This window comes from Variovorax beijingensis (assembly GCF_003951285.1).
Classification (GTDB): Bacteria; Pseudomonadota; Gammaproteobacteria; order Burkholderiales; family Burkholderiaceae_C; genus Variovorax; species Variovorax beijingensis.
The window spans coordinates 322,342-346,802 of record NZ_RXFQ01000006.1 but is presented as its reverse complement, the minus strand read 5'-3'; the positions used below and the strand labels follow the sequence as shown (position 1 = coordinate 346,802).

Annotated in this window: 25 protein-coding genes; 12 read left to right on the top strand and 13 right to left on the bottom strand. The window is 68.5% G+C overall.

The window, feature by feature from the left end; all coding sequences use genetic code 11:
• Positions 1–17: 17 nt before the first annotated feature.
• Positions 18–938, top strand: a complete 921-nt coding sequence (locus tag EJO66_RS13040; RefSeq protein WP_125965418.1) for a tetratricopeptide repeat protein — start codon at positions 18–20, stop codon at positions 936–938.
• A gap of 115 nt (positions 939–1,053) precedes the next feature.
• Positions 1,054–1,506 carry an META domain-containing protein gene (locus EJO66_RS13035; RefSeq protein ID WP_124959051.1) on the top strand — a complete coding sequence of 151 codons (453 nt, stop codon included), beginning with the start codon at positions 1,054–1,056 and terminating at the stop codon, positions 1,504–1,506.
• A 24-nt stretch (positions 1,507–1,530) separates the two neighbouring features.
• Here EJO66_RS13035 and EJO66_RS13030 read toward each other — a convergent pair whose 3' ends face one another.
• From EJO66_RS13030 to EJO66_RS13020, 3 genes are all read right to left on the bottom strand, one after another.
• Entirely contained in the window at positions 1,531–2,436 is a 906-nt protein-coding gene (locus tag EJO66_RS13030) for a phosphoribosylaminoimidazolesuccinocarboxamide synthase (protein ID WP_124959052.1), read from the bottom strand.
• A 106-nt stretch (positions 2,437–2,542) separates the two neighbouring features.
• Positions 2,543–3,607 (bottom strand): class II fructose-bisphosphate aldolase, encoded by a 1,065-nt coding sequence (gene fba, locus EJO66_RS13025; protein WP_018905207.1) that lies wholly within the window; start codon positions 3,605–3,607, stop codon positions 2,543–2,545.
• Positions 3,608–3,742: 135 nt separating this feature from the next.
• On the bottom strand, positions 3,743–4,252 hold the full coding sequence (locus EJO66_RS13020) for an Lrp/AsnC family transcriptional regulator (RefSeq protein WP_124959053.1): 510 nt from the start codon (positions 4,250–4,252) through the stop codon (positions 3,743–3,745).
• A 139-nt stretch (positions 4,253–4,391) separates the two neighbouring features.
• Between EJO66_RS13020 and EJO66_RS13015 the strand changes: the two genes are divergently transcribed.
• Entirely contained in the window at positions 4,392–5,408 is a 1,017-nt protein-coding gene (locus EJO66_RS13015) for a 1-aminocyclopropane-1-carboxylate deaminase (protein WP_125965417.1), read from the top strand.
• A gap of 6 nt (positions 5,409–5,414) precedes the next feature.
• On the opposite strand, the gene pyk is transcribed toward EJO66_RS13015, so the two are convergent.
• The 3 genes from pyk to EJO66_RS13000 all read right to left on the bottom strand — a co-directional run bounded on the left by pyk (position 5,415) and on the right by EJO66_RS13000 (position 9,144).
• Positions 5,415–6,863, bottom strand: coding sequence for a pyruvate kinase (pyk, locus tag EJO66_RS13010; protein ID WP_124959054.1), 1,449 nt, complete (start codon positions 6,861–6,863; stop codon positions 5,415–5,417).
• A gap of 84 nt (positions 6,864–6,947) precedes the next feature.
• A complete protein-coding gene (locus EJO66_RS13005; protein ID WP_124959055.1) occupies positions 6,948–8,141 on the bottom strand; it encodes a phosphoglycerate kinase in 1,194 nt (397 codons plus the stop codon).
• Positions 8,142–8,235: 94 nt separating this feature from the next.
• Positions 8,236–9,144 carry a LysR family transcriptional regulator gene (locus EJO66_RS13000; protein WP_124959056.1) on the bottom strand — a complete coding sequence of 303 codons (909 nt, stop codon included), beginning with the start codon at positions 9,142–9,144 and terminating at the stop codon, positions 8,236–8,238.
• Positions 9,145–9,233: 89 nt separating this feature from the next.
• Between EJO66_RS13000 and EJO66_RS12995 the strand changes: the two genes are divergently transcribed.
• Genes EJO66_RS12995 through EJO66_RS12970 form a run of 6 tightly spaced genes read left to right on the top strand, consistent with a single transcriptional unit; the run spans position 9,234 to position 14,748 of the window.
• Complete coding sequence (locus EJO66_RS12995) at positions 9,234–9,782, top strand: VOC family protein (protein ID WP_125965416.1); 549 nt, start codon at positions 9,234–9,236, stop codon at positions 9,780–9,782.
• Entirely contained in the window at positions 9,775–10,896 is a 1,122-nt protein-coding gene (locus EJO66_RS12990) for an alpha/beta hydrolase family protein (protein ID WP_125965415.1), read from the top strand. The genes EJO66_RS12995 and EJO66_RS12990 overlap by 8 nt, the downstream gene beginning before the upstream one ends.
• A gap of 7 nt (positions 10,897–10,903) precedes the next feature.
• Complete coding sequence (locus EJO66_RS12985) at positions 10,904–12,556, top strand: FAD-dependent oxidoreductase (protein ID WP_124959059.1); 1,653 nt, start codon at positions 10,904–10,906, stop codon at positions 12,554–12,556.
• Complete coding sequence (locus tag EJO66_RS12980) at positions 12,553–12,759, top strand: DUF2783 domain-containing protein (protein ID WP_124959060.1); 207 nt, start codon at positions 12,553–12,555, stop codon at positions 12,757–12,759. The genes EJO66_RS12985 and EJO66_RS12980 overlap by 4 nt, the downstream gene beginning before the upstream one ends.
• Complete coding sequence (locus EJO66_RS12975) at positions 12,756–13,733, top strand: MBL fold metallo-hydrolase (RefSeq protein ID WP_125965414.1); 978 nt, start codon at positions 12,756–12,758, stop codon at positions 13,731–13,733. Before EJO66_RS12980 ends, EJO66_RS12975 begins: the two co-directional genes overlap by 4 nt.
• 40 nt (positions 13,734–13,773) lie before the next feature.
• On the top strand, positions 13,774–14,748 hold the full coding sequence (locus EJO66_RS12970; protein ID WP_125965444.1) for a Bug family tripartite tricarboxylate transporter substrate binding protein: 975 nt from the start codon (positions 13,774–13,776) through the stop codon (positions 14,746–14,748).
• Between the two features lie 20 nt (positions 14,749–14,768).
• Here the strand turns inward: EJO66_RS12970 and EJO66_RS12965 are convergent, their stop codons facing one another.
• From EJO66_RS12965 to def, 5 genes are read right to left on the bottom strand one after another with little or no spacing between them, the layout of a single operon-like run.
• Positions 14,769–15,104 (bottom strand): AzlD domain-containing protein, encoded by a 336-nt coding sequence (locus EJO66_RS12965; protein WP_124959062.1) that lies wholly within the window; start codon positions 15,102–15,104, stop codon positions 14,769–14,771.
• Entirely contained in the window at positions 15,101–15,841 is a 741-nt protein-coding gene (locus EJO66_RS12960) for an AzlC family ABC transporter permease (protein WP_124959063.1), read from the bottom strand. The genes EJO66_RS12965 and EJO66_RS12960 overlap by 4 nt, the downstream gene beginning before the upstream one ends.
• Positions 15,841–16,797 carry a methionyl-tRNA formyltransferase gene (gene fmt / locus EJO66_RS12955; protein WP_125965413.1) on the bottom strand — a complete coding sequence of 319 codons (957 nt, stop codon included), beginning with the start codon at positions 16,795–16,797 and terminating at the stop codon, positions 15,841–15,843. Before fmt ends, EJO66_RS12960 begins: the two co-directional genes overlap by 1 nt.
• Positions 16,794–17,291, bottom strand: a complete 498-nt coding sequence (locus tag EJO66_RS12950) for a hypothetical protein (protein WP_124959065.1) — start codon at positions 17,289–17,291, stop codon at positions 16,794–16,796. Before EJO66_RS12950 ends, fmt begins: the two co-directional genes overlap by 4 nt.
• On the bottom strand, positions 17,288–17,809 hold the full coding sequence (gene def, locus EJO66_RS12945; RefSeq protein ID WP_124959066.1) for a peptide deformylase: 522 nt from the start codon (positions 17,807–17,809) through the stop codon (positions 17,288–17,290). Before def ends, EJO66_RS12950 begins: the two co-directional genes overlap by 4 nt.
• A gap of 160 nt (positions 17,810–17,969) precedes the next feature.
• On the opposite strand from def, the gene EJO66_RS12940 reads away from it, so the two are divergent.
• The 3 genes from EJO66_RS12940 to EJO66_RS12930 are packed head-to-tail and all read left to right on the top strand — an operon-like array spanning position 17,970 to position 20,960.
• Entirely contained in the window at positions 17,970–19,187 is a 1,218-nt protein-coding gene (locus EJO66_RS12940) for a LysM peptidoglycan-binding domain-containing protein (protein WP_125965412.1), read from the top strand.
• Positions 19,188–19,229: 42 nt separating this feature from the next.
• Positions 19,230–20,381 carry a DNA-processing protein DprA gene (gene dprA / locus EJO66_RS12935; RefSeq protein WP_125965411.1) on the top strand — a complete coding sequence of 384 codons (1,152 nt, stop codon included), beginning with the start codon at positions 19,230–19,232 and terminating at the stop codon, positions 20,379–20,381.
• 60 nt (positions 20,382–20,441) lie between these two features.
• Positions 20,442–20,960: a Smg family protein gene (locus tag EJO66_RS12930; protein ID WP_124959069.1), complete on the top strand. Its 519-nt coding sequence runs from the start codon at positions 20,442–20,444 to the stop codon at positions 20,958–20,960.
• Positions 20,961–20,965: 5 nt separating this feature from the next.
• On the opposite strand, the gene EJO66_RS12925 is transcribed toward EJO66_RS12930, so the two are convergent.
• Positions 20,966–23,353, bottom strand: a complete 2,388-nt coding sequence (locus tag EJO66_RS12925; protein ID WP_125965410.1) for a DUF1631 family protein — start codon at positions 23,351–23,353, stop codon at positions 20,966–20,968.
• Between the two features lie 140 nt (positions 23,354–23,493).
• Positions 23,494–24,453 carry a protein translocase subunit SecF gene (gene secF, locus EJO66_RS12920; protein ID WP_124959071.1) on the bottom strand — a complete coding sequence of 320 codons (960 nt, stop codon included), beginning with the start codon at positions 24,451–24,453 and terminating at the stop codon, positions 23,494–23,496.
• Positions 24,454–24,461: the final 8 nt, after the last annotated feature.

Genomic DNA, 24,461 nt, shown 5'->3' with positions numbered 1-24,461 from the left:
ACCCCCAGTTGTTCCCGATGATCGACATCACTCTCGAAAATTTTCAGGCTGAACTGATCGAAGGCTCGGTCGCCACGCCGGTGCTGCTCGACATCTGGGCCGAATGGTGCGGACCGTGCAAGCAGCTCGGCCCGGTGCTCGAAAAGCTCGAAACCGAGTACGCCGGGCGCTTCACGCTGGCCAAGCTGGATGCCGACAAGGTGCCCCAGATCTCGTCGCAGCTGTCCGAAATGTTCGGCGTGCGCAGCATCCCGTTCTGCGTGATGTTCAAGGACGGCCAGCCGGTGGACGGCTTCGTGGGCGCCATTCCGGCCGACAAGATCCGCGAATTCCTCGACAAGCACGTGCCCGCCGCCGAGCAGGTCGAAGCCGCCTCCCAGGAGGCCGCGGCCCAGGAAGCACTGGCCGAAGGCGACACAGAGGGCGCGCTCGAGCGGCTGCAGCATGCGGTGGCGACCGACCCGGCCAACGACGATGCGCGCTTCGACTACATCAAGCTGCTGCTGCAGATGGGCCGCATCGACGATGCCAAGGTGGCGTTCGCGCCGGTGATCGCCAGGACCACGCTGGTGCGCCGCTTCGATTCGCTGCAGCGCTGGATGGACGCCATCGATTTTGCGGCGCCAGCCTCGGGCCCCGCGCCCACCCTGGCCGATTTCGACGCCCGCATTGCCGCCGGCAAGCGCGACTTCGACGCCCGCTTCGGCCGCGCGCAGTTGCTGATGGATGCGCAGCGCTGGACCGACGCCATGGACGAGCTGCTCGAGATCCTGATGCGCGACAAGAGCTGGAACGAGGAACTCGCGCGCAAGACCTACATCGCGATCCTCGACCTGATCGAGCCGCCCAAGGTGAAGGTGGCGGACGGGCAGATTCCGCCGGACGATCCGGTGGTGGCCACCTACCGCCGCCGGCTCAGCAGCGTGGTGCTGAGCTGAGCTGAACCGGCTGCGCGGCCGATGGCGGCAGGCGCATGCATCTTGGCGAGCCGGGGCGGCCTCGCATACGATGGCGGCGATTCAACTTGTTGCAATTGAGAAGGACACACCGGCCATGCGCTTTTCCGCCCGCCACCGCGCCCGCATCGCGCTTTCCGTTTTCGCGACCGCACTGATGGCGGCCGCCCTGGCTGGCTGCGGCAGCGGCATCAGCCTCGACGAGCCGATCGAGGGGCCGGTCTGGCGCCTGGTGCAGCTGGGCGACGAGCCCGTGCCGCCCGGCGGCGAAGCGCAGATCCAGTTCGACCGCAGCAGCGGGCGCGTCAGCGGAACGGGCGGCTGCAACCGCGTTTCCGGGTCGTTCACGCGCAGCGGCATCACGCTGCGCATCGGCCAGCTGGCCTCGACCCGCATGGCCTGCGCGGACCCGGTGCGCGGCGCCAACGAGGCGCAATTCATCTCGGCGCTGCAGACCACCGCGACCTACCGCCTGGCCGGCCCGGGGCGGCTCGCGCTGCTCGACGCGAGCGGGCGCACCGTGGCCACGCTGAACTCGGCGAGCCGCTGAAGCGGCCAGCCGCTTCCCTTTTCCTCAGCCCGTGAGGCGCTCCAGCGCTTCGCGGTACTTGGCCGCGGTCTTTTCGATGACCTCGGCCGGCAGGCGCGGCGCCGGCGGGGTCTTGTCCCAGGGCTTGCCGTTGATCCTGGTGGCTTCGAGCCAGTCGCGCACGAACTGCTTGTCGTAGCTCGGCGGATTGGTGCCCGCAGCCAGCGCGGCCTGATAGCCCTCGACCGGCCAGTAGCGCGAGCTGTCGGGCGTGAGCACCTCGTCCATCAGCACCAGCGTGCCGGCCTCGTCCAGGCCGAACTCGAACTTGGTGTCGGCAATGATCATTCCCTTGGCCAGCGCGATCTGCGCGGCGGTTTCGTAGATCTCGAGGCTGGTCTCGCGGATCTGCTGCGCCAGCTTGGGGCCGACGATCTCGACCACGCGGTCGTAGCTGATGTTCTCGTCGTGCTCGCCGGCCGCGGCCTTGGCGGCGGGCGTGAAGATCGGGCGCGGCAGCTTGCTCGCGTTGGTGAGCCCTTCGGGCAGCGGAACGCCGCAGACCGAGCGGCTTTCCTGGTATTCCTTCCAGCCGCTGCCGGCCAGGTAGCCGCGCACCACGGCCTCGACCGGGATCGGCGTCAGGCGCTTGACCAGCATCGAGCGGCCGGTGACCTGCGGCACCTCGTCGGGCCTGACCACGCTCTCGGGCGCTTCGCCCGTCAGGTGGTTGGGGCACAGCTGGCCGAGGCGGTCGAACCACCACAGCGCCATCTGCGTGAGGATTTCGCCCTTGCCCGGAATCGGCTCGCCCATGATCACGTCGAAGGCGCTGAGCCGGTCGCTCGCGACCATCAGGATGCGGTCTTCGCCGACGGCGTAGTTGTCTCGCACCTTGCCGCGCGCAAGCAGGGGCAGGCTCTGGATGGAAGAGGTGTGGACGGTGGTCATGGGACGGTGCTGCTGTGCGGAAACGGGTGACGGGGGAAAACGGATTGTGCGCGCAGAAAAAAGCCACCGCGAACGGTGGCCTGCGATTCGCGGAAAAAGTTTGTCTTCAGACCACTTCTTGCGCGAGCTCGCCCTTGGCGTACTTGGCGGCGACGACCTGCAGCGTGTCGCCCTTGATCTTGGCGCCCTGGCCTTCGCAGCCGAACTCGATGTAGCGCTGCTTGCAGATCAGCCTGGCGGCCTCGCGCGCGGGCTTGAGCCATTCGCGGGCGTCGAACTTCTCGGGGTTCTCGGCCAGGAACTTGCGCACCGCGCCGGTCATGGCCAGGCGGATGTCGGTGTCGATGTTGATCTTGCGCACGCCGTGCTTGATGGCTTCCTGGATTTCCTTCACGGGCACGCCGTAGGTTTCCTTCATGTTGCCGCCGTACTGGCGAATGATGGCCAGCAGCTCCTGCGGCACGCTCGACGAGCCGTGCATCACCAGATGGGTGTTGGGAATGCGGCGGTGGATTTCCTTGATGCGGTCGATCGCCAGGATGTCGCCGGTGGGCTCGCGCGTGAACTTGTAGGCGCCGTGGCTGGTGCCGATGGCAATGGCCAGCGCGTCGATCTGGGTGCGCTTGACGAAGTCGGCGGCCTGCTCGGGATCGGTCAGCAGCTGCTCGCGCGTCATGGTGTCGTCGGTGCCGTGGCCGTCTTCCTTGTCGCCCTTCATGGTCTCCAGCGAGCCCAGGCAGCCGAGCTCGCCTTCGACGGTCACGCCCAGGCGGTGGGCCATGTCCGACACCTTCTTGGTGACGTCCACGTTGTAGTCGTAGCTCGCAATGGTCTTGCCGTCGGCCTCGAGCGAGCCGTCCATCATCACCGAGCTGAAGCCCAGGTCGATGGCGCCCTTGCAGACGTCGGGGTTCTGGCCGTGGTCCTGGTGCATGACCAGCGGGATGTTGGGGTACTGCTCGATCGCGGCCTGGATCAGGTGCTTGATGAAGGCTTCGCCGGCGTATTTGCGGGCACCGGCGCTGGCCTGCAGGATGACGGGCGCGCCGGTTTCCTTGGCGGCCTCCATCACGGCCTGGACCTGTTCGAGGTTGTTGACGTTGAAGGCCGGAATGCCGTAGCCGTTGGCGGCTGCGTGGTCCAGCAGTTCGCGCATCGAGACGAGTGCCATGGGAAATACCTCGCGGAAATAGGGGAAAAAGAAGGCGGAAAGACGAGAGAAAACTGCCCCAATTCTATCGAGCCCCCTTGTGGGACGGCACTGACACGGGCCGCAGGCCCCTCCGGCGCGCAGCCGCAGGCGCTCCTAGATGGGCAGCTGCGTGGTCGACAGCACCTGCTTGAGCACCACGAAGGTCCGGATCTGCCGCACGCCCGGCAGGTACAGCAGTTGCTCCGCATGCAGGCGGTTGAAGCTGTCGTTGTCGCGCGTGCGCACGAGCATGAAGTAGTCGAACTCGCCCGTGACCACGTGGCATTCGAGGCAGCCCGAGACCTTTTGCGCGGCCTTCTCGAAATCGGCGAACGAATCGGGCGTGGAGCGGTCGAGCACCACGCCGATCATCACCAGCATGCCGAGCTCGAGCGCCTGGGCGTCGAGCAGCGCCACGATGCCCTTGACGAGCCCCGCGGCCTTGAGCCGCTCCACGCGGCGCAGGCAGGCGGGCGCGCTCAGGTTGACCTTGGCGGCCAGCGCCACGTTCGACACCGAGGCATCGCGCTGCAGGGCGCGCAGGATGGCGCGATCGGTGCGGTCGAGCTCCGCCGCCGCTTCGGCCGCCCGTGCCGGCGTGGTACGCAACTTTGTTGTGCTCATTGTGGTTCCGGCGAATCAAAAAACTCGGACTCCCCGATCTTGTCTTTTTTTGCACCGTAATTCCATCAAAGTTTGCAAGCACGTTTCGACGGCTTCTTCCTACGATCGATGGCATCCCTTTTTCTCGGAGCACACATCGATGAACCTCAAGAAATTTCCCCGCCACGCGCTCACCTTCGGCCCGACGCCGATCCATCCGCTCAAGCGCCTGAGCGCCCACCTGGGCGGCGAGGTCGAGCTCTACGCCAAGCGCGAGGACTGCAACAGCGGCCTGGCCTTCGGCGGCAACAAGACGCGCAAGCTCGAATACCTGATTCCCGAGGCGCTCGAGGGCGGCTACGACACGCTGGTGTCGATCGGCGGCATCCAGTCGAACCAGACGCGCCAGGTGGCGGCCGTGGCTGCGCACCTGGGCCTGAAGTGCGTGCTGGTGCAGGAGAACTGGGTCAACTACTCCGATGCGGTGTACGACCGCGTCGGAAACATCGAGATGTCCCGCATCATGGGCGCCGACGTGCGGCTGGACAGCGCGGGCTTCGACATCGGCATCCGCAAGAGCTGGGAAGAAGCCATGGCCGACGTGCGCAAGGCCGGCGGCAAGCCCTTTCCGATTCCGGCCGGCTGCTCGGAGCATCCGCGCGGCGGCCTCGGCTTCGTCGGGTTTGCGGAAGAAGTGCGGGAGCAGGAGGCCGAGCTGGGCTTCAAGTTCGACTACATCGTGACCTGCTCGGTCACGGGCAGCACGCAGGCCGGCATGGTGGTGGGCTTCGCGGCCGACGGCCGGGCCGACCGCGTGATCGGCATCGACGCCTCGGCCAAGCCCGAGCAGACCTTCGCGCAGATCGTGCGCATTGCCAAGGGCACAGCCGAGCTGGTCGAGCTGGGCCGCGACATCACCGACAAGGACGTGGTGCTCGACCGCCGCTTCGGCGGCCCCGAATACGGCCTGCCCAACGAAGGCACGCTGGAGTCGATCCGCCTCTGCGCGCGCCTGGAAGGCATGCTGACCGACCCCGTGTACGAGGGCAAGTCGATGCACGGGATGATCGAGAAGGTGCGCCTGGGCGAATTCCCGGCCGGCTCGAAGGTGCTCTATGCGCACCTGGGCGGCGTGCCGGCCCTGAACGCCTACAGCTTCCTCTTCAGGAATGGCTGAGCGGGCTCAGCTCGCGCGGCAGATCTTGAGCATGTTGGTGCCGCCGGGGGCGCCCATCGGCTCGCCGCAGGTGATGGCGTAGACGTCGCCGGTCTGCACGATGCCGCGCTTCTTCAGGTGGGCTTCGGCCTGCTCGAGCGCGGTGTCGCGGTCGCTCTCCGAATCCATCAGCAGCGGGCGCACGTTGCGGTAGAGCGCCATCCTGCGCTGCGTGGCCAGGCGCGAGGTCAGCGCGTACATCGGAATGTGCGCGCGGTGGCGGCTCATCCACAGCGGCGTGGAGCCCGACTCGGTGAGCGCGACGATGGCCTTGGCGCCCAGGTGGTGGGCCGTGAACAGCGCGCCCATCGCAATCGACTGGTCGATGCGGCTGTAGGTCTTGCCGCTGAAGTCCGCGTCGAGCGTCTTGTCCTCGGCCGCTTCGGCGGCTTCGCAGATGCGGCTCATCTCCTGCACGGTTTCGAGCGGATAGCGGCCCGAGGCGGTTTCGGCCGAGAGCATCACGGCGTCGGTGCCGTCGAGCACGGCGTTGGCGACGTCGCTCACCTCGGCGCGCGTGGGCACGGGGTTGGTGATCATCGACTCCATCATCTGGGTCGCGGTGATCACCACCTTGTCCATGTCGCGCGCCATGCGGATCATCTTCTTCTGCAGCGCCGGCACGGCGGCATTGCCCACCTCCACGGCCAGGTCGCCGCGCGCCACCATGATGCCGTCGCTCGCGCGCAGGATCTCCTCCAGCTTGGGAATGGCCTCGGCGCGCTCGATCTTGGCGATCAGCCCCGGCTTGTGGCCATATTCGGCCGCGGCCACGTTGCACAGCTGGCGCGCCATTTCCATGTCGGTGGCGTTCTTGGGAAAGCTCACCGCCACGTAGTCGGCCTGGAAGCTCATCGCGGTCTTGATGTCTTCCATGTCCTTGGCGGTGAGCGCCGGCGCCGTGAGGCCGCCGCCCTGCTTGTTGATGCCCTTGTTGTTGGAGAGCTCGCCGCCGAGCTTGACGGTGGTGTGCACCGCCTCGCCGCGCACGGCGTCGACCGTGAGCACGATGAGGCCGTCGTTCAGCAGCAGCCGGTCGCCGGGGCGCACGTCGCGCGGCAGGTCCTTGTAGTCGAGGCCGACCGCGTCGGCGTCGCCGGGCTCGGTGCGCGAGGCGTCGAGCACGAATTTGGCGCCCGGCTCGAGCCAGACCTTGCCCTGCGCGAACTTGCCGACGCGGATCTTGGGGCCCTGCAGGTCGGCCATGATCGCCACCTCGCGGCCCGTCTTGCGCGCCGCCTCGCGCACCATGGCCGCGCGGTCGATGTGGTCCTGCGCCGTGCCATGGCTGAAATTGAGCCGCACCACGCTGACCTTGTTCAGGATCATCTGCTCCAGCAGCTCGGGCGTGTTGGACGCCGGGCCGAGCGTGGCGACGATCTTGGTGGCGTGGCGGGGAAGGCGATCCGTGATCATTGAACTTGTCTCCATTTTGTATCCGCTACTGTATACACTTTGTGTGACAACAGGAAGCGGGCACCGCCGCGCGAGCGCGAAAAATCAGCCCGCGGCACGCTTGGCGAGGATTTCGAAAGCGGGAAGCGTCTTGCCCTCGAGCACCTCGAGGAAGGCGCCGCCGCCGGTGGAGATGTAGCCGACCTGCTTCTCGATGCCGTACTTGGCAATGGCCGCGAGCGTGTCGCCGCCGCCGGCAATCGAGAAGGCGCTGCTCTCGGCGATGGCCTGGGCGATGGCCTTGGTGCCGCCCGCGAAGGCGTCGAACTCGAACACGCCCACCGGGCCGTTCCAGACGATGGTGCCGGCCTTGCGCAATTGCGCAGCCAGGATCGCGGCGGTCTTGGGGCCGATGTCCAGGATCAGGTCGTCGTCGGCCACGGCGTTCGCGTCCTTGACGGTGGCGGGCGCATCGGCCGCGAAGGTCTTGGCCGTGACCACGTCCACCGGGATCGGCACGTCGGCGCCGCGCGCGCGCATGGCCTCGATCACCGCCTTGGCCTGGTCGACCAGGTCGGGCTCGGCCAGCGACTTGCCGATCGAAAGGCCGGCCGCGAGCATGAAGGTGTTGGCAATGCCGCCGCCGACGATCAGCTGGTCGACGTTGGCCGACAGGCTCTTGAGGATGGTGAGCTTGGTGCTGACCTTGGAGCCGGCCACGATGGCCACCAGCGGCCGCTTGGGGTGGGCCAGCGCCTTGGTGATGGCGTCGATCTCGGCCGCGAGCAGCGGACCGGCCGCGGCCACCTTGGCGAACTGCGCGATGCCGTAGGTGGTGGCTTCGGCGCGGTGGGCGGTGCCGAAGGCATCGTTCACGTAGATGTCGGTGAGCGCGGCGAGCTTGCGCGCGAGCGCCTCGTCGTTCTTCTTCTCGCCCTTGTTGACGCGGCAGTTCTCGAGCAGCACGACCTGGCCGGGCTTGACGTCGACGCCGTCGACCCAGTTGGCCACCAGCGGCACCTCGCGGCCGAGCAGTTCGCCCAGGCGCCTGGCGACGGGGGCGAGCGAGTCCTCGGGCTTGAATTCGCCTTCGGTCGGGCGGCCCAGGTGCGAGGTCACCATCACGGCGGCGCCGGCGTCGAGCGCCAGCTGGATGCAGGGCACCGAGGCGCGGATGCGCGTGTCTTCGGTGATGTGGCCTGCATCGTCCTGCGGCACGTTGAGGTCGGCACGGATGAAGACGCGCTGGCCGGCGGCCTTGCCCTGCGCGCAGAGGTCGGTGAATCGAATGACGTTCATGGATCTGGAGAAGGTGGTGGAAGACAGGTCGCCTTCCATTGTAGGTTTGGCCCCGGCACCGCTCTGAGCGCCTGTTGCGGCGTACCGATGCTTTTCATCCGCCCTTGGGCTGCGCCCGGGCGTAGCGCTCGAGGATCTCGACGAAGCTCGCGGCCGCGGGCGACAGGGTGCGCCGCGCCGCGCTGTAGATGCACACCTCGCGGTGGAAGTCGGGCGATTCGAGCCGCACCATCTGCAGGCCGTGGGCACGCACCAGCGGCGCCGAGTAGGTCGGGCACACCGTGAGCCCGAGCCCCGAGGCCACCATGCCGAGCGCGGTGGTCATGTACGACACCTCCTGGGTGCCCGGGCGCAGCATGAGCTCGCGCTCGGCCGGCGCCAGCTCGGGCAGCACGCGCTGGCGGAAGTCGCGCGTGGGCGCGATGAAGGTGTAGGGGCCGAGTTCGTGCCAGCGCACCTTGCGGCGCTTCGCAAAGGCGTGGCCGGGCGGGCAGATCAGCCAGTGCCGGTCGCGAAAGAGGGTGCGGCGCTCGACGGCCCCGTCGACCGCCACGTCCTGCCCCACCGCAAGCTCCACGTCGCCGGCCGTCACGCCGGCCAGCAGGTGCTCGGGGAGCGTGTCGGCCAGGCGCACGTCGACGTCGGGGAACGCCTCGCGGTAGAGCGCGATCACGCGCGGCATCAGCGTGCAGGCCATGAGCTGCGGCGCTGCAAGCCGCAACAGCCCTTTCTTCTTGTCACGCAAATCCGTGACGCCGGCCACCGCGCCCGCGAGGTCGGCCAGCAGCCGGTGCACCGAGGGCAGGAACTCGCGCCCGGCCTCCGACAGCTGCACGCGCCGCGTGTGGCGGTCGAGCAGCTGCACGCCCATCTCGCGCTCGAGCTCGCGCACCAGCACGCTGAGCGCCGACTGCGTGAGGTGCAGCTGCTGCGCCGCCGCGGTGAAGCTGCCGGTCTCGGCCACGGCAGCGAAGGCGCGCAACTGGCGCAGGGTCAGATTCATATGATTATTTCATCAATCGATGAATTAATTTCGATTGCATCATAAGACGCGGCATCGCCCAATAGCGGCTCACCGGAGACAAAAAAGCCATGCCGACGACTGCCAACGCGGCCCCGCCAGTTCGCGGGCTGCACCATTTCGCCTGGCGCTGCCGCGACAGCGAGGAAACCCGCCGCTTCTACGAAGACCTGCTGGGCCTGCCGCTCGCGCACGTCATCAAGAGCGACCATGTGCCCAGCACGGGCGAGTACTGCCCCTACGTGCACATCTTCTTCCGCATGCGCGACGGTTCGTACATCGCCTTCTTCGACCTGGGCGACGACGTCGCCGCGCTGCCTTCGCCCAACACGCCGGCATGGGTGAACCACATCGCGCTGCGGGTCGATTCCGTGGCCGACCTGCTCGCCGCCAAGGCGCGGCTCGAAGGCGCGGGCGTCGAGGTGCTGGGCGTGACCGACCACCACATCATCGAATCGATCTACTTCTTCGATCCCAACGGCCTTCGCGTGGAGCTCACCACGCCGACGGTGCCGCAGGCCGAGATGGAGGCGCATGCGCTGCGCGCCCGTGCGGACCTCGATGCGTGGACCGTGCGCAAGGCCGATCTGCGCACAGCGAGGGGTGCATCGCATGCCTGAGCTGCAACTCGCCGTCATCGACGTGAAGCCCGGCGCAGCCATGGAGAGCCAGTCGGGCCTGCAGATGCTTCGGCCGCGCATCTACGGCGCCTTCCGCGCGCCGCCGGGCCCGAAAAGAATCGCGGCCATCGTGATGCACCCGACCAGCAACTTCATGGGCCACTACCTGATCGGCCCGCTGGCCGAGCGCGGCATCTGCTGCATGGGGCTGAACTCGCGCTACGTGGGCAACGACACCGTGCTGCTGATGGAGCGCGCGATCCAGGACCTGGGCGCCGGCGTGCAGTACCTGCGCGCGGCCGGCTACGAGAAGGTGTTCCTGGTCGGCAACTCCGGCGGTGCGGCGCTCTCGGCCTTCTACCAGGCGCAGGCCGAGACGCTCACCGCCACCCACCTGCCGGACGGCGACCCGACGCACCTGCACCCGGGCGACCTGCCACCCGTGGACGGCATCGCGCTGTGCGCCGCGCACCTGGGCCGCACGCGGCTGATGCGCGACTGGATCGATCCGTCCGTGACCGACGAACACGACCCGCTCTCGGTGGACCCCGAGCTCGACATGTACGATCCGCGCCACCGCATGCCCTACGACCGCGGCTTTCTCGCACGCTTCAGCACGGCGCAGCAGGCGCGGCTGGGCCGCATCGAGCAGTGGTGTGTCGACCGCCTCGCGCTGCTGCGCAGCACCCCCGGCGCACCGCGCGACCAGACCTTCATCGTCTACCGCACGCATGCCGATCCGCGCTGCGTGGATCTTTCGCTCGACGCCAACGACCGCCTGCCGGGCAGCGTGTGGGGCGATGCGCGCCAGGTCAACTACTCGGCCAATGCGATGGGTCGCACCACCTCGCTCACCGCGTTCCTCTCGCAATGGTCTTCGCGCTCGCAGGCCGACGGGCCGGCCAACCTCGCGCGCACCAGCATTCCGAAGCTGCTGCTGACCTACACCGGCGACCAGTCGACCTTCCCGAGCACGCGCGATGCGTGGATGGCCGCGGGCGGCGCGCGCATCCGCAACGTCGACATCGTGGGCGGCAACCACTATCTCGCGGGCCAGCCCGAGCTGATTCCGAAGGCGGCCGACGCCATCGCCGAATTCGCCCACGCGCTGTAGAAGAGACATGGAAAGCTTTGCATTTGCGCCGGCCTACGAGTTGCCGGTCTGGCCCTTCGTGCCGCCGCCCGAGCTGGGCCGTGCGGAAGCCGTTCGCCACCCGATCGTGATCGTCGGCGCGGGACCTTCGGGCCTCACGCTGGCCTGCGACCTTGCGCAGCGCGGCGTGCGCGCGGTGCTGCTCGACGAGGACGACACCGTCGGCGTGCGCGGTGCGTCCTCGCGCGGCATCTGCTACGCACAGAAGAGCCTCGAGATCTTCGAGCGCCTGGGCATCTACGAGCGCATCGCGGCCAAGGGCATCACCTGGTCGTTCGGACGCACCTTCTCGGGCGAACAGGAGGTCTACAGCTTCAACCTGCAGGCGGAGAGCGTCTCCAGGCAGCCGCCCTTCATCAACCTGCAGCAGTTCTACATCGAGTGGTTCCTGGTCGAGCGCATCCTCGAACTCGGACTCACCGATGTGCGCTGGAAGAGCCGCGTGACGCGCGTCGAGCCCTTGAGCGATGGCGTGCGCATCGAGATCGAAACGCCCGCAGGCAGCTACACGATCGAGGCCGACCGGCTGATCGACGCGACCGGCGCCAACAGCCCGATCCGCACGCAGCTCGGCATCGACGCGCATGCCTCGCGCAGCACCGACCGCTGGTGCATCAGCGACGTACGCTTCAAGAAGCCGCTGCCCACCGAGCGCTGGACCTGGGTCGACGCGCCCTTCAACGAAGGCCGCGGCGTCTGGCAGCACCTGATGGCCGATGGCGTCTGGCGCATCGACTACCAGATGCCCGAGGACTGCGACACCGCCCACATCAGCCGGCCCGAAGTGGCGGGCGCGCGGCTGCGCGAGCAGCTCGGGCCGGGCGTGGAGTTCGAGTTCGTCTGGATCGGCCCCTACGGCTACCGCGACCACCTGCTGGACAGCTTCCGCCACGGCCGCGTGTTCTTCATCGGCGATGCCGCGCACGTGGTGAGCCCCTTCGGCGCGCGCGGCGGCAACAGCGGCATCCAGGATGCGGCGAACCTCGGCTGGAAGCTGGCGCTGGTCGCACAGGGGCAGGCAAACGATGCGCTGCTCGACAGCTACGACGCGGAGCGGCAACCCGCCGCGAAGCAGAACCTCGAGGTGACGAGCCGCTCGGCGCGTTTTCTCGCACCACGCTCGCCGGCCGAGCACACGCTGCGCCGCGCGGTGGTGGCGCTCGCCGCGCGCCATCCGTTTGCGCGCGCGCTGGTCAATGCCGGCCGCATGTCGGTCGCCAACGACTACCCGCCCGCGCCGCAGTTGCCGGAAGGCGCACGCACGGTGCAGAACCTTGCACTGCGCTGGGCCGGTGGCAGCGAGACCACGCTGATGCAGTTGCTGGCCGAGGGCACGCAGTGCCTGGGCCTGTGGCTCGCGCCGGCACGCGCCGAAGCCAGGGCGGCCATGGATGCCACGGCGTCGCTGCCGCTGCGCCTGCTCGCCATCGGTGGCGACAGCGGGCTGCCGGCACTGCAAGCCGACGAGACGCTCATGCGGCATCTCGGCCTCCACGACGCGGGCAGCTTCGTGCTCGTGCGGCCCGATGCCTACCGCGCCGCGACGCTGCCGCAGGCCACGCCCGATGCGATCGCCGCCGCGCTGCGCACGGCCCTCGCCCTCGACCACCACGCCCCATGATCACCGAGCCCCGCATCCCCGACCCCGACGGCTTCTACGCCGCGCTACTCGCCGCGCACGAAGGCCTGGGCGAAGCGCAGAGCGCCGACCTCAACGCCCGCCTCGTGCTGCTGCTGGCCAACCAGTGCGGCGACCAGGCCGTGCTGCTGGCCTGCATTCGCGCCGCCGCAGAAGACCCCACGACAACCCGGGAAGCCCCATGAGCGCCAACGTCTCCTTCGCCTCGGCCTCCGACACGCGCGAGCAGAAGCCGCAGCTGCGCGAGCTCGCGCCCGACGTGTATGGCTACATCAGCGACTTCGATCCGAACTGCGGCTTCGTCGTCGGCGACGAGCACGTGGTGCTGATCGACACGCGCCCCACGCCGCGCATGGCGCGCGACTTCCTGGCCGCCATCCGCACGGTGACCGACAAGCCCATCCAAACCATCGTGCTCACGCACTACCATGCGGTGCGCGTGATGGGCGCGAGTGCGTTCGGCGAGGTCGAGACCATCATCGCGAGCAACGGCACGCTCGACTGGATCCGCACGCGCGGCCAGGCCGATTTCGATTCGGAGGTCGGCCGCTTCCCGCGCCTCTTCGCGGGCGTGGAAGAGATCCCGGGCCTGACCTTTCCGACGCAGAGCTTCGAGCGCGAGATGAGCCTCTGGCTCGGCCCTGGCCGCAGCCAAGGCCGCGAGCTTCGCCTGATGGCGCTGGGCCACGGCCATTCGAGCGGCGACACGGTCGCGTGGCTGCCCGACTGCGGCGTGCTGTTCTCGGGCGACGTGGTCGAGAACCGCTGCGGCGTCTACGCGGGCGACGCCTACATCGGCGACTGGGCCGGCACGCTCGATGCGGTGCGGGCCCTGAAGCCGCGCGTGCTGGTGCCCGGCCGCGGGGCCGTGCTGCAGGGCGAGGCCGAATGCGCCGACGCCATCGGGCTGACCCAGGCGTTTCTCGGTACCTTGCTCGACAGCGTGAAAGCCGGCATCGCCGCGGGCGAAACGCTCAAGGGCTGCTTCGCGCGGGCAGAGGCGGCGATGGCCCCGCGCTTCGGCAGCTGGCCCGTGTTCCAGCATGTGCTGCCCTTCGACGTCTCGCGCGCGTACGACGAACTGCGCGGCATCGAACACCCGGTGGTGTGGACCGCGGAGCGCGACCGCGCGCTGTGGCAGACGCTGCGCGGCGAATGACCTGAACAGATTTCAAGACAAGCAACGGAGACAAGAAATGATGAAGCGACTGATTCCGCTCATGGCCGCGGCCCTCGCGCTGGCCATCCCCTTCGCATCGGCGCAGCAGCCCGCCGCCTACCCGAGCCAGCCGGTCAAATGGATCGTGCCCTATGTGGCCGGCGGCGGCACCGACAACCTGGCGCGCTCGCTGGCCGAGGCGATGCAGCCTTCGCTCGGGCAGCCGCTGGTCATCGACAACCGGCCCGGCGCATCGACCAACATCGGCGTCTCGGTGCTGATGCAGGCCAAGCCCGACGGCTACACCATCATGCAGGCCGAGAACGCGGCGCTGCTCTTCAACGAGCACATGTTCGCCAAGCTGCCCTACAGGCCCGCGAGCGACTTCACCTACATCGGCGCCATCGGCCGCTTTCCGGTGGCGCTGGTGGTGCATCCCGACTTTCCCGCCAGGAACGTGGCCGAGTTCGTGCGCTACGTGAAGGCCAACCCGGAGAAGGTGAGCTATGCCTCTCCCGGCAACGGCTCGCCGCACCACATGGCGATGGAGCTCTTCAAGCAGAAGGCCGGCCTGACGATCACGCACGTGCCCTACAAGGGCGCCGCGCCCGCCATGACCGACCTGATGGGCGGGCAGGTGCCCACGATGATGCTCGACCTGGCCTCGGGCCTGCCGATCATCAAGGCGGGCAAGGTGCGGGTGCTGGCGATCGCGCTGCCGCAGCGCGCGAGCGCACTGCCCGAGGTGCCCACCTTCGTCGAAGCCGGGTTCAGCGACGTCAACGCCTATGCGTTCCACGGCCTGATCGGCCCGGCGGGCATGTCGCCCGAAGCAGTGGCACGCATCAACGGCGAACTGCACAAGGCGATGAAGGCGCCGAAGGTGGCGAAGCTGTTCTCGGAGTTCGGCTTCGAGGCCCTGCCGGGCACGCCGCAGGATTTCTACAGGCTCTCGCGGGCCGAGAGCGATCGCTGGGGCAAGATCATCCAGGCCGCCGGCGTGAGGCTGGATTGAAAAAAAAGCAGGGCCGCCGGCTACCAGCCCAGGGAGAGGTGCAAGGGCAGGTACACCGCCATGCCCGCGAGCATCGTGCCGAGCACGCCGCGCCGCCAGTAGTAGTAAGCGGCGCCGACCACGGCCGCATACAGGCGTGCGTCGTGCAGCGTGGTGATCAGGTGGCCCTGGGTCATCACGATCTCGGGCGCGATCACGCCGGCCAGCGCGGCCGCCGGTGCATAGTGCAGCGCGCGGTGGGCCCACTCGGGCAGGCCCCAGGGCCGGTCGAGGATGAAGAAGAAGCAGCGCGTGAGCACCGTGACCGCGGCCAGTCCGACGATCACGCCCATCGTCCACAGGTCGGTGCCCCTCACTTGTCGTCCTCCGCGTCGGGGTCGAGCCCGAACCGCCTCTCGAGCCAGAAGCACAGCAGCACCGCGGCCCCGATGGCCACGACGATGTTGAGCTTGAGCGGCAGGGCATAGGCCGCCACCGCGGTGGCGCTGGCGACCAGCGCGGCCAGCACGCGCAGCCGCGTGGTGGCCATCGAGCAGACGATCGCCACCAGGCTCAGCACGCCGGCAAAACCCAGGCCCCAGCTCTGCGGAATGAAGTTGGCCAGCGCAATGCCCAGCAGGCTCATGCCCATCCAGGAGCACCAGGTCACGAAGTAGTTGCCGGTGAGGTAGGCCTCCTGCGACTGCTGCTCGGCGACGGTGGCCGGCGGCGCCGCGTACTGCCGGGTGAAGAGTGCATAGCTCAGGTCGGCCGTCAGGTAGCCGTGCGTCATGCGGCGCCAGCGCGGCATGTGCATGAGGTAGGGCCGCAGGTGCAGGCTGAAGACCACGAAGCGCAGGTTGACGCAAAAGCCCGTGGCCAGGATCACCCAGGCCGGCGCGCCCGCGAACAGCAGCGGAATGGCCGCGAGCTGGGAACTGCCGGCGTAGACCAGCAGCGTCATGGCCACCGACTCCAGCACGCTCATGTTCGACTTGACCATGGCCACGCCGGTCATCAGGCCCCAGGCGCCGATGCCCAGCGCGGCCGAGGACATGTCGCGGATGCCGGCGCGGAATTCGGGTCGGCGGCGAATGGCTGCGGAAAGGAACATCAGCCGAACCGCTGCCCGGGCTTCAGGTCGAAGCCGCGCAGGAAGTCGGCCACGGCCAGGCGCTTGCCGCCGGGCCGCTGCAGTTCGGTGGCCATCACCACCGAGCCGGCCGCTGCCACCGCCACGCCGGCGTCGCTCACAGCCAGCAGGGTGCCCGGCGCGGCCGAAACCGCGGCCGGCGGCGCCGCATGCGCGGCCCAGAGCTTGATGGTCTCGCCGTCGAGCAGGCTGTTGGCGCCCGGGAACGGGTCGAAGGCCCGGATGCGCCGCACGATGGCGTCGGCCGGCTGGTTCCAGTCGATCTGGGCTTCGTGCTTCTCGACCTTGCTGGCGTAGGTGACGCCCTCGGCCGGCTGCGGCGTGCGTACGAGGCGGCCGATGTCGGCCAGCGCCTGGACGATCAGGCGGCCGCCCAGTTCGGCCAGGCGGTCGTGCAGCCGGGCGGTGGAGTCGCTGCCGATGTCGAGGGCTTCGCGCAGCAGCATGTCGCCGGTGTCCAGGCCGGCGTCCATCTGCATGATGGTGATGCCGGTCTGCGCGTCGCCGGCCTCGATGGCGCGGTGGATGGGCGCCGCACCGCGCCAGCGCGGCAGCAGGCTGGCGTGGATGTTGAGGCAGCCGTGCGCCGGCAGGTCGAGCACCCATTGCGGCAGGATGAGGCCGTAGGCCGCCACCACCATCACGTCGGGCCGGGCCGCCAGCAGCGCCTCGCGCGCGGCCGCGGCGTCTTCCGGATACTTGCCGTCCAGCCGCAGGCTGCGCGGCTGCGCCACCGGCCAGCCGTGGGCGAGGGCGCATTGCTTGACGGGCGAGGCCTGCAGCTTCATGCCGCGGCCCGCGGGCCGGTCGGGCTGGCTCAGCACCAGCGCGATCTCATGGCCGGCGGCGGCAATGGCTTCGAGCGCGGCGCGCGCGAACTCGGGCGTGCCCGCGAAAACGACTTTCAGCGCAGTCAATCGCGGATCCGGACGAGTTCGAGGTCGTCCCCCGTGTGGTAGCGGCGGACCACGCCGGTGGGGTCGATGTAGATATAGAGCATGCGGCGCTCGTTCACGGCCTTGTAGCGCCAGGTCCAGACCACGCCGTCGAACGAGCTGACGCGGCTGGTTTCAAAAGGCCGGCCATAGAAGGCGAGCACGTCGTTCTGGCGCCACTGGTCGACCTTGATGTCGTGGCCGAAGCGCGCCTCGCTGAGCACCTGGGTCACGGAGACGACCTTGCCGGCGGCATCGACGTCGATGTCGGTGACCTCGAAGCCCGCCGGCATGCGCGAATACTGCAGGCGCTCGCCGCCGCCGGTGAGCGGATAGCGGCCCGTGGGCGGGCCCAGGCGCTGCAGGGTCTCGGCGGCGGTGGTGCCGGGAACGATGCGCGTGGGTTCGCTGGCGCAGCCCGCGAGCACGAGCGCTGCGGCAAGACCGAGCGCCCAGGGCCGCAGGGAGGCTTTCATGCCCGGCCCTCTTTGGCCTCTTCGCGCTGCTGCTTGAGCAGCTTGCTCTTGATGCGGTTGCGCTTGAGCGGCGACAGGTATTCGACGAACACCTTGCCCATCAGGTGGTCGAGTTCGTGCTGGATGCACACGGCCAAAAGGCCTTCGGCCTCGATGGTGCGCAGTTCGCCGTTCTCGTCCAGCGCCTGGACCTTGACCGAGGTGGAGCGCATGACGCCGTCGTAGATGCCCGGCACCGAGAGGCAGCCCTCTTCGTTCAACACTTTTTCGTCGCTTGCCCAGATAATTTCGGGATTGATGAGCACCAGCGGCTCGTTGCGTTCCTCGGACACGTCGATGACGACCAGCCGCTCGTGCACGTCGACCTGGGTCGCGGCCAGGCCGATGCCGCTGGCGTCGTACATGGTCTCGAGCATGTCGGCCACCAGGGCCTTGATGCGCGCGTCAACGCCCTGCACGGGCTTGGCAACCGTGTGCAGGCGCTTGTCCGGGTAACTCAGAATGATTCGTTTGGCCATGAAACAGGGGGAAAGTTGTGGCTATTTTCGCCAATTCCGCGACGCGGCGACTCCGGATCGCCTGAAAACGTTGCCCTCCCAAGGGCTTCGGGCGCAGAATTCGTAGCAAATTGTGAGATTCGTATGCGCGCCGATACGCGGCGCGCTCACCCATCCAGACATGAAAAAGCTCCGAATCACTGTCCGCCAGCGCCCGCATCTTCTCGCCACGTTGGCTGCCCTTGCGGTGATCACTGGCGGCACGACGGCGGCGTGGGCGCAGAACTACCCCGTCACGCCGCAGCAGCGCGCCACCGCCCAGCAAACCGCCCAGAGCGGCGTTCCGCTGAGCGAACTGGCGCCCAACGCGCCGGACGAATACACGGTCAAGCCCGGCGACACGCTGTGGGCCATCTCGCGCCTCTACCTGCTGCGTCCCTGGCGCTGGCCGGAACTGTGGGGCATGAACATCAGCGAAATCGCGAATCCGCACCGCATCTACCCGGGCCAGATCCTCTATCTGGACAAGACCGGCGGCCGTGCGCGCCTGACCATGCGCCGCGGCGCGGGCGGCAGCGGCGACGGCGGCACCATCAAGCTGTCGCCGCGCACGCGCTTCGACTCGCTGGCCGGCATGGCCTTGCCCACGCTCAACCCGAGCGTCATCGAGCCCTTCCTCAGCGAGCCGATCGTGGTCGATGCCGACACGCTGCAGGCCGCGCCGCGCATCGTCGCGGGCAACGACAGCCGCGTCCTGCTGTCGCGCGGCGACCGCGCCTATGCGCGCGGCAATGCCGAGACGCCGCTGCTCGAAACCCCGGGCCCGCTGAAGAATTTCCGCGTGTTCCGCAGCGCCACGCCGTTGAAGGACCCGGGAACCGGTGAAATCCTCGGCTACGAGGCGCAGTACCTGGGCAAGGCGCAGCTCCAGCGCGGCGAATCGACCACGGTCGAGACCACCAACGACAAGGACGTCATCACCGTGGTGCCGGCCAGCGTCGACATCATCGCGGCACGCGAGGAAATCCGCGCCGGCGACCGCCTGCTGCCCGAGCCGCCGCGCCAGCTGCTGAGCTATGTGCCGCGCGCCCCCTCCTCGCAGGTCGAGGGCCGCATCATCTCGGTCTATGGCAACGCGGTGCAGTTCGCGGCCCAGAACCAGGTGGTGGCCATCAACAAGGGCACGCGCGACGGCATCGACAGCGGCCACGTGCTGGCCATCCTGAAGAATGGCGAAACCATTCTCGACCGCACCGGCGCGCGCAAGGAAACCATCAAGCTTCCGAACGAACGCATCGGCCTCCTGATGGTGTTCCGGCCCTTCGAAAAGGTTTCGTACGCACTGGTGCTCGAGATCACCGACACTCCGAAGGCGGGCGACTTCCTCGTCAATCCCTGACGCTTTTCCGATTTTTTACCCGCTTTCTTTTTCCGCTTTCATTTGGACCGAGCAGAACTCGCAGGCTGGCTGCGGCTTTCACTGACGCCGGGCATCGGCGATGGCGCCGCGCGCCGGCTGCTGGCGGCCTTCGGCCTGCCCGAGAACGTCTTTGCGCAGACCGGCGAGGCGCTGCGCCAGGTGGTGTCGGCGGCGCAGGCCGATGCCTTGCACCAGCCGCCGCTGGGCCTGCAGGCCCAGCTCGACCAGACCTGGCAGTGGCTGCAGCCCGGCCACGATGACGGCACCGCGCGGCGCCTGGTCACGCTGGGCGATGCCGCCTACCCCGCCTCGCTGCTCGAGATGGCCGACCCGCCGTTGATGCTCTACGTGCTCGGCGCCGCGGACTTCGACCTGACCCAGCTCGGCCGCAGCATTGCGGTGGTGGGCAGCCGCAACCCCACGCCGCAGGGCGCCGCCAATGCCCGCGCCTTTGCGCGCGCGCTGGGCGACGCGGGCCTGCCGGTGGTGTCGGGGCTCGCGCTCGGCGTCGATGGCGCCGCGCACCAGGGCGCGCTCGATGCGGCCGGCGACATGCCGCGGCTCGCCACGGTGGCCGTGGTGGGCACCGGCCTGGACCGCGTCTATCCCGCGCGGCACCGCGACCTGGCGCACCGCATCACGCTGCAAGGGCTGATCGTGAGCGAGCTGCCGCTCGGCACGCCGCCGCTCACGCAGAATTTCCCCAAGCGCAACCGCCTCATTGCCGGCCTGGCGCGCGGCACGCTGGTGGTCGAGGCCGCGCTGGCGTCGGGCTCGCTGATCACCGCGCGGCTCACCTCGGAGCAGGGCAAGGAAGTGTTCGCCATTCCGGGCTCGATCCATTCGCCGCAGTCGCGCGGCTGCCATGCGCTGATCCGCCAGGGCGCGAAGCTGGTCGAGTCGGTCAACGACATCCTCGAGGAGCTGCCGTCGCCGCACGCGGGCAGCGCGGCGACGCCGGCTGCCGCGAACGGTGATGCCGGCGCTGTGTCCGCCGCGCGCGAAGAGCCCTTGCTGGACGCGCTCGGCTTCGACCCCGTGAGCCTCGACGCGCTGAGTGCGCGCACCGGCTGGAGCGCCGCCGCGCTGCAGGCCAGGCTGCTCGAACTCGAGCTCGACGGCCAGGTTGCGCGCCTGCCCGGCGGCCTGTTCCAGAGAACGGCAGCAGCGTAGCCCGCAGGCTTCGCGCAGGAAGCCTGCCGTCGAGCAACAAGCATCGGCTATATTGGGCCCATGTTCGAAGTGCTCGTGTTTGTCTACGAAAACTATTGGCGCGGCGATGCCTGCCCCGAACCCGAACAACTGGGCCGCAAGCTCAGCGCCCACGGCTTCGAGGCAGAGGAAATCCGCGATGCACTGCACTGGCTCGACGGCCTGAGCCTTGCCACGCAGGGCATGCAGCTCGAACGAAGTCCCGGCGACGACGCCGTGGCCACGGTCACGCTGCGCGGCGCGCCCGAAGCGGCCCTGCCCCAGTCGGACAACGCCATGCGGGTCTACTCGCAGGCCGAGCAGGAGCACCTGGGCGCCGACTGCCTGGGCTTCATCCGCTTTCTCGAATCGTCGAGCGTGCTGTCCTGCGGCTTGCGCGAGATCGTCATCGAGCGCGCCATGGCGGCGCCGGGCGATCCGGTCGCGCTCGACGAGCTCAAGATCATCGTGCTGATGGTGCACTGGAGTACTGGCATCGAGCCCGATGCGCTGGTGCTCGACGAACTCTGCGAAAGCCGCGAGGGGCGCGTCGCCCATTAGCCTGGCTAGTTCAGCAGCCGCTCCGGGTTGGCGTCGAGCTTGGCCAGCGCCTCGCGCGTGGCGCGCACCGTGAGCGTTTCTTCCTCGGCCGGCACCAGCAGGCCGGCCTGCAGGTAGTTGGCCAGCCGGCCGACCTGGATCAGGAAGCTGCGGCCATCGCTCGAGGCGAACAGGTGCAGCTGCTTGCGGTCGCTGCGCCAGACGAACTGCACCTGGCTCACGCGGTCGTTGTGGTCGAGCATGAACCAGTTGCCCACCTCCAGCTCGTGGGCCCACGCCAGCATGTCTTCGGCCGGAACGCCGCCCACGGTGTCGGCCACGACCTCGATCGAGGCGGCATCCACGCCCAGCAGCAGTTCGATGCTGTTCGCATCGAGCGGCAGGCTGGAGGCGCCGCCGTCGTCGCTGACGAAATCTTCCAGGTGCGCGAGGCGTTCGGCCATGGCCTCGATCTTGGCTGCGGGAATGGCCTCGGTCTTCGACAGGAAGGCGTCGGACAAGGTGGCGCCGATGGCCTTGATGTGGGCCTCCTGGGGCTCGTCGATGATGCCCAGCAGGTTCATGCCCAGGCGCAGGCGCTGCAGCAGCTGCGGCAGGTCCTGGATCACGCGTGCGCGGTCGGCGCGGTTGGGCTTGGCGCTTGCCGCCCACACCAGCTCGGAGGCCACGCGCTTGAGCATCACCGTCTGCTCGCCCTGGGCGCCGTAGCGCAGCGCGGCAATCGCCAGCACCTCGGCCCAGACCTTGAAGAGGAACTCGCGGATCTCTTCGCGCACCGGCATGTCGTTGAGCATCTTGCGCAGCTCGATGGTGTACTGGATCGCCATCGTCTCCTTTTGCTCGACCTGCTGCGCCACGCTCATGACGCGCTGGGTGGCGTCGCTTTGCGTGAGATAGCGGTTGAGGAAGGCGACGAACTCGTCGAACACCAGCTTGAAGACGCGCTGGCCGGTTTCGGGATACTGCTCGATCACCTGCACCACGCGCCGGATCTCGCCTTCGAGCGCACTGCCCGAGATGGCCGCGGCATCGAAGCCCATCACGCAGGAGCCCATGCGGTCGATCAGCATGCGCGCGGGGTGCTGCAGCGTGCCGAAGAACTCGGGCTCGGCAATGGCCACGCGCAGCACCGGCATCTGCAGGCGGGCAAACCACACGCGCGCCGAGAAAGGAATGCGCTCCTCGGCGAGGATGGCCTGGAACATGAGCGCCACGATCTCGACCGTGGCCTTGTCGGCGGTGGTGGGCGCCCTTTTCTTGAGCTCGGCGCTGCGCCGCCGAAGGTCGACCGCGGTCTGCTGGATGAGGGTGGCCTGATCCGCGGAGCCCGGCACGGAGCCCTGCATGTACTGCGAGGCCGCCACCCGGTAGGCGGCCTCGGCCTCGGCGATCGCGCCGGCAAAGGTCTTGGAGGCGGCGCGGGCGGACCCCGCGACAGCCGCGTGACCGTCCATTCCCGTCGTCGTCATCGAAGCCGAAGCCGGCGGTTCCGCGCCGATGCGGGCGGCGACGAAGCGCTTGAGGCTCAGAAGCGCCGTCTGCGCGCGCTGGCGGGCGACCATCAACGGCGAGCCGCCCGTGGTGAAGGCCGGCGCGGACGGCGCAAAAGCCCGTGCCTGTGGGGAGGAAGTTTCGGCGCCGCCCGGCCGCTGCACGGCACCCGCGGCCTGCGCCGCACCGCCGGCATAGGGCGATGCCGGCATCGTCGCCGGTCCGGTGGCACTGCCGCCGCCGCTGCTGCTGCCGGTGCGGCGGACAAAGCTCTTCAGATCGATTTCGGGCATCACGCCCTGGGAGACAAGGAAGGCGTTGGCGTCTTCATAGGCCTTGACGACCACGCCGACGAGCTGCTGCTGCACGGTGTCCTGCACCCGCGCCCACAGCGCGCGGCTCAGGCCGGCCGCCAGCCATTGGTCCACCAGCAGCCTGGCCAGGGTTTCGGGCCTGAGCACGTCGTGGGCGTCGAGTTCTGCGGTGCCTTCCAGGAACTGGATGCGCAGCCGCAGGTCGCTGAGTTCGAAGCTGGCCTTGTCGTGGATCAGCTGCGCCAGGCGCGATGAAAGGATGCTGCTTTCCATCGCGTCGTCGTCGATGAGTTCGAGCCGCAGCTTCGCGCCGGACGACACGGCCGGCGCCGCCCCCGGGGTGCCGACCGACCTGCGCCAGCCCGCCTGCGCGAGCGATACCCATTGCGAGGCCTGGTCCTGGAACGCCACGAAGTCGTCGCGGCTCTCCTGCATGGCGCGCGCGCTGCCGATTTCCGAGGCCTGCTGCGTCAGGCGGTCCCGTATCGCCTGCGCCAGCGGGACGATGACGCCCTCGGTGGCGCGAACGAAACGCTCGCGCGTCTCGCGTGCGAGCTGCAGGGAGGAAGCGGACCGCGCAATGCTCATTGAAGGATCGGGAAGACCAATGGGACTCTATTTTTCGGCGAAAGCCGAGAGCTTGCATCGGCAAGCGCCACCGCACAAGTGTGCATCACCTGCGGCATGGCGGCGGGCTTGCGCGGTGCGTCCCGTTGATCCGGCGCAAATCAGACCACGGCGCCGGCGTTCGGGTCGTCCTCGGAGCCGCCGTCGCGCTTGGTCGGGCCGCCCTTGATCAGGTCTTCGCGCTTGACGCCCAGCCACATCGCGATGGCGGCCGCCACGAAGGCCGACGAGTAGATGCCGAACAGGATGCCGATGGTCAGCGCCAGCGCAAAGTAGTGCAGCGTCGGGCCGCCGAAGAAGAACATCGAGAGCACCACCAGCTGCGTCGAGCCGTGCGTGATGATGGTGCGGCTGATGGTCGAGGTGATCGCGTTGTCGATGATCTCGACCGTGCTCATCTTGCGGTAGCGCCGGAAGTTCTCGCGCACCCGGTCGAAGATCACGACCGACTCGTTGACCGAATAGCCCAGCACCGCCAGCACCGCCGCCAGCACCGCGAGCGAGAACTCCCACTGGAAGAAGGCGAAGAAGCCCAGGATGATGACCACGTCGTGCAGGTTGGCCAGCACGGTGGCCACCGCGAACTTCCATTCGAAGCGGATCGCCAGGTAGATCATGATGCCCACCACCACCATGCCGAGCGCCTTGAGCCCGTTGGTGGTGAGCTCCTCGCCGACCTGCGGGCCGACCACCTCGATGCCGCGCTGCGTGGCCGAGGGATCCACCGTCTTGAGCGCCTGCATCACCTGCGCGCTCTGCTGGTCGGAGTTCATGCCCTTTTGCGCCGGCAGGCGGATCTGCACGTCGCGCGAGGTGCCGTAGCTTTGCACCTGCACGTCGGGATAGCCGAGCTTGCCGATGGCCTCGCGCACCTTGCCGATGTCGGCGGACTGCTGGTAAGCCACCTCCATCACGGTGCCGCCCGTGAACTCCACCGACAGGTGCAGCCCGCGGTGCAGCAGGAAGAACACCGCCAGCGCGAAGGTGACGAAGGAGACGATGTTCAGCACCAGCGCGTGGCGCATGAACGGGATGGTCTTGTGGATGCGGAAGAATTCCATGGCGCTTG